The organism is Streptomyces sp. NRRL B-24484 (assembly GCF_000717715.1).
Taxonomy (GTDB): Bacteria; Actinomycetota; Actinomycetes; order Streptomycetales; family Streptomycetaceae; genus Kitasatospora.
Genome location: NZ_JOAI01000098.1, coordinates 1 through 4,914 on the forward strand (window position 1 = coordinate 1; position 4,914 = coordinate 4,914).

The 4,914-nt window shown below is 74.0% G+C and carries 3 protein-coding genes; 1 reads left to right on the plus strand and 2 read right to left on the minus strand.

Annotated elements, in window-relative coordinates; translation table 11 throughout:
- The first annotated feature begins 80 nt into the window (after nt 1-80).
- The gene (locus IE98_RS0141190) at nt 81-2,099 is read left to right on the plus strand and encodes an acetoacetate--CoA ligase (RefSeq protein ID WP_030277818.1); all 2,019 of its coding nucleotides are present in this window, start codon (nt 81-83) and stop codon (nt 2,097-2,099) included.
- A 117-nt stretch (nt 2,100-2,216) separates the two neighbouring features.
- On the opposite strand, the gene ptsP is transcribed toward IE98_RS0141190, so the two are convergent.
- Complete coding sequence (ptsP, locus tag IE98_RS0141195; RefSeq protein ID WP_030277819.1) at nt 2,217-3,887, minus strand: phosphoenolpyruvate--protein phosphotransferase; 1,671 nt, start codon at nt 3,885-3,887, stop codon at nt 2,217-2,219.
- Nucleotides 3,888-3,921: 34 nt separating this feature from the next.
- On the minus strand, nt 3,922-4,371 hold the full coding sequence (locus tag IE98_RS0141200) for a PTS sugar transporter subunit IIA (protein WP_030277820.1): 450 nt from the start codon (nt 4,369-4,371) through the stop codon (nt 3,922-3,924).
- Nucleotides 4,372-4,914: the final 543 nt, after the last annotated feature.

The window sequence follows — 4,914 nt, forward strand, 5'->3', positions numbered from 1 at the left end:
GGCCCCCCCCCGCCACGAGCAGCCCCGCCCACCGCCCCCGGCCCCCGGGCGGGGGCGCTCCACCCCGGGAGACCACCACCGTGAGCACCCCACCCGAAGGCCGACTGCTCTGGCGCCCCGACCCGGCCCGCGCCGCCTCCGCGCAGATCGTCGCCTTCCAGGCCTGGGCCGCCGAGCACCACGGCGCCCCGGCGGCCCCGCTCGCCCCCGCGGACGACGACGAGCAGGCCGCCGCCCGCTACGCCGCCCTGCACGCCTGGTCCACCGAAGACCTGGAGCGCTTCTGGACGGCCGTCACCGAGTGGTTCGACGTCCGCTTCACCACCGCCCCCGAGGCCGTCCTCGCCGACCCGGCGATGCCCGGCGCCCGCTGGTTCCCCGGCGCCCGCCTCAACTACGCCGAGCACGCCCTGCGCGCCGCCGAGGACCCCGACCGGGCCGACACGCCCGCGATCCTCCACCTCGACGAGACCACCGAGCAGCCCGCCGCCCTCACCTGGGCCGAGCTCCGCCGCCAGGTCGGCTCGCTGGCCGCGGCCCTGCGCGCCCGCGGCGTCCGCCCCGGCGACCGCGTCGGCGCCTACCTGCCCAACGTCCCGCAGGCCGTCGTCGCCCTCCTCGCCACCGCCGCCGTCGGCGCCGTCTGGACCTCCTGCGCCCCCGACTTCGGCGCCCGCAGCGTCCTCGACCGCCTCCAGCAGATCGAACCCACCGTCCTCTTCGCGATCGACGGCTACCACTACGGCGGCAAGGACCACGACCGCACCGAGGTCGTCGCCGAACTCCGCCGCGAGCTCCCCACGCTGCGCACCGTCGTGCACATCCCGCTGCTCGGCGCCCCCGCCCCCGAGGGCGCCCTCGACTGGGCCGCGCTGGTCGCCGGCGACGACGAGCCGGTCTTCGAGCCCGTCCCCTTCGACCACCCGCTCTGGGTGCTCTACTCCTCCGGCACCACCGGCCTGCCCAAGGCCATCGTGCAGAGCCAGGGCGGCATCCTCGTCGAGCACCTCAAGCAGGCCTCGCTCCACCTCGACCTCGGCCCGGACGACCGCTTCCTCTGGTACACGTCCACCGGCTGGATGATGTGGAACTTCCTCGTCGCGGGCCTCCTCGTCGGGTCCACGATCGTCACCTACGACGGCAGCCCCGGCCACCCCGACACCGGCGCCCTGTGGTCCGTCGCCGCCCGCACCCGCGCCACCGTCCTCGGCACCTCCGCCGCCTACGTGATCGCCAGCCGCAAGGCCGACCTCCACCCCGGCCGCGACCTCGACCTCTCCGCCGTCCGCTGCCTCGGCACCACCGGCTCCCCGCTGCCGCCCGACGGCTTCCAGTGGATCTACGACGAGGTCAAGAAGGACGTCTGGCTCGCCTCCGTCAGCGGCGGCACCGACGTCTGCAGCTGCTTCGTCGGCGGCGTCCCCACCCTCCCCGTCCACCTCGGCGAGATCCAGGCCCCCTGCCTCGGCGCCGCCGTCGCCTCCTGGGACGTCCACGGCGAGCCGCTCACCGACCAGGTCGGCGAGCTCGTCGTCACCCGGCCCCTGCCGTCCATGCCGATCGGCTTCTGGAACGACCCCGACGGCACCCGCTACCGCGACAGCTACTTCGACATGTACCCGGGCGTCTGGCGCCACGGCGACTGGATCACCGTCACCTCCCGCGGCACCGTCGTCATCCACGGCCGCTCCGACTCCACCCTCAACCGCCAGGGCGTCCGGATGGGCTCCTCCGACATCTACGAGGTCGTCGAACGCCTCCCCGAGATCGCGGAATCCCTGGTCATCGGCGTCGAGGAGCCCGACGGCGGGTACTGGATGCCGCTCTTCGTCGTCCTCGCCCCCGGCGCCGACCTCGACGACTCGCTGCGCGCCCGCGTCCGCACCGAGCTGCGCACCCAGCTCTCGCCCCGCCACGTGCCGGACGAGATCGTCGCCGTCGACGGCCTCCCGCACACCCTCACCGGCAAGCGCATCGAGGTGCCCGTGAAGCGGCTGCTCTCCGGCACCCCGCTGGAGAAGGCGGTCAACCCCGGCTCGGTCGACAACATCGACCACCTCCGGTTCTTCGAGCGCCTCGGCGCCGAGCGCCGCGCCTGACCCGACCGGGCCGGCCGGAGCCGCGAGCCCCGGCCGGCCCCGGAAACGCCGAGCAGGGGTGCTTCCAACCCCCACGGTGGAAGCACCCCTGCGAGCCCCGGCCCTGCCCCGGGGCGTCTATTCGCCGGTCAGCACCTGGTGCGCCGCGGCCCGCGCGTCGGCTGCACTGTCCGCAGCCCGCGCCGCCGCCGCGGCACGCCGGCACTGCGCCAGCGTGACCTTGGCCAACGCCGTCCGCACGTACGGGATCGACGAGGCACCCATCGACAGGCTCGTCACCCCGAGCCCGGTGAGCACACAGGCGAGCAACGGGTCGGCAGCCGCCTCACCGCACACGCCGCAGCTCTTCCCGGTCGCCTGCGCGGCCTCGGCCGACAGCGCGACCAGGTCGAGCAGCGCCGGCTGCCACGGGTCCTGCAACCGCGCCACCGCGCCGACCTGCCGGTCCGCCGCGAAGGTGTACTGCGCCAGGTCGTTCGTCCCCAGCGACAGGAACTCGACCTCCTGCAGGATCGACCGCGCCCGCAGCGCCGCCGACGGGATCTCCACCATCGCACCGAACTTCGCGCTCAGCCCGGCCTCCCGGCAGGCGTCCGCGAACGCCTTCGCGTCCTGCCGGTCCGCCACCATCGGCGCCATGACCTCCAGGTGCACCGGCAGCCCCTCGGCCGCCCGGGCCAGCGCCCGCAGCTGCGCCGCCAGCACCTCCGGGTGGTCCAGCAGCGTCCGCAGACCGCGGACACCGAGCGCGGGGTTCGGCTCGTCGGCCGGCGTCAGGAACTCCAGCGGCTTGTCGGCCCCGGCGTCCAGCACCCGCACGACCACCCGGCGCTCCGGAAAGGCCTCCAGCACCTTCCGGTACGCCTCGAACTGCTTCTCCTCGCTCGGCGCCTTCGCCGAGTCGTCCAGGAAGAGGAACTCCGTCCGGAACAGGCCGACGCCCTCCGCCTCGGCCTCCTGCGCGGCCGGCAGGTCGGCCGGGCCGCCGATGTTCGCCAGCAGCGGCACCAGGTGCCCGTCCGACGTCCGGCCCGGCCCCGAGGACGCGGCCAGCGCCGCCTTCCGCTCGGCCGCCAGCCGGCGCAGCTCCTCCTGCCGCTCGACCGGGGGGCTGACCAGCACCTCTCCGCTGCTGCCGTCGACCGCGACGACGAGGCCCTCGGCCACCCCGGTGGCCCCCGGCAGCGCCACCACGGCGGGCACACCCAGCGCCCGCGCCAGGATGGCGCTGTGGCTGGTCGGCCCGCCCTCCTCGGTGACGAAGCCGAGCACCAGCGTCGGGTCGAGCAGCGCCGTGTCGGCCGGCGCGAGGTCGTGCGCGAAGAGCACGTAGGGCTCGTCGCTGTCCGGCACACCCGGCATCGGCACGCCGAGCAGCCGCGCCACGATCCGGTTCCGGACGTCGTCCAGGTCGGCCACCCGGCCGGCCAGGTAGTCCCCGGCCGCCGCCAGCAGCGCCCGGTACGCGGCGAAGGCGTCGTAGATGCCCCGCTCGGCGCTGCTGCCGACCGCGATCCGCCGGCTGACGTCCGCCATCAGCTCCGGGTCCTGCGCCATCAGCGCCTGGGCCTCCAGCACCGCCTGCGCCTCACCGCCGGCCAGGTTGCCGCGCGCGATCAGGTCGGCCGCGACCGCGTCCACCGCGGCCTGGGCACGCGCCTGCTCCCGCGGGGCCTCCTCACTGGGGATCTGCGTCGCCGGGGGCTCCAGGACGGCTGTGCCCATGTGCCGCACCGGGCCGATGGCGACCCCGTGGCTGACTCCTACGCCGCGAAGCATCGGTTCCACGTTCAGAGATTCCTTTCACCCGGCCAGCGGGGGGTCAGTTCCAGGTGAAGAGTTCGCCGCCGAGGGTGACCTCGCCGCTCTCGGCGACACCGGAGAGCGCCTCTGCGGAGGCCTCCAGCGCGACGATCGGCGAGATCGGCGACTTGCCCGCGGCCTCGACCGCCGCGGGGTTCCAGCGGATCACCGGCTGGCCGCGCTTGACCTCGTCGCCCTTGCCGACGAGCAGCTCGAAGCCCTCGCCGTTGAGCTGCACGGTGTCGATGCCGAGGTGGGTGAGGACGCCGTGGCCGTCCGCGTCGACGACGACGAACGCGTGCGGGTGCATGGACACCACCAGCCCGTCCACCGGCGCCACCGCCTCGGTGGGCTCGCGCACCGGGTCGATGGCGGTTCCGGGCCCGACCATCGCGCCGGAGAAGACGGGGTCCGGCACGTTGGCCAGTCCGACGGCCCGCCCGGCGAGCGGCGAGGTCACAGTGGTCATGGTGGAGCCTCCCAGGTGCGGAGTACAGCGCGTGCGGCCGCGGAGCAGCGGCATCGGCATCAGCTGAAGCCTAAATCAAGTCAACTTCGGATATACCGGCACATAACGGCAGAGTGCGCCGAGCGGGGAGGACCCCCGTTCCAGCACACCGAACCGTCACCCGCCGGCCCGCCGGCGCAGCACTGAAGGGCCCGCGCCGACTCAAGTGGTCTAGTCCTCTGCGTCGATGCGCCGCACTCTACGGCATGCGGGGGAGTGCCGACGATGGCCCCGCACCGACCGCCCTCTGGTGCCCGCCCACAGGAGGGGTGCTCCGAACGAGTGATCGTGGCGCGTCCCGATTTGGCGCCCGGGTCGAGACCGGCTAACGTTGCACGGGTCGCCACGCGGCGATGGTTAACTCCGCAAGTCGGGAACGTAAAGCACCGGTTAAACGGTGGCAAACGGATCTGATAGGCTGGGAATACGAAAGAGCGAAACGCCCGGAGGGTCCGCTGGAAGGCGGTCCGAAGGAAGTGTCCGTTCCTTGAGAACTCAACAGCG

Bases quoted from the DNA above. Each gene is read 5' to 3' on its own strand.
- IE98_RS0141200 (WP_030277820.1), bottom strand. From the start codon at position 4,371: ATGACCACTGTGACCTCGCCGCTCGCCGGGCGGGCCGTCGGACTGGCC.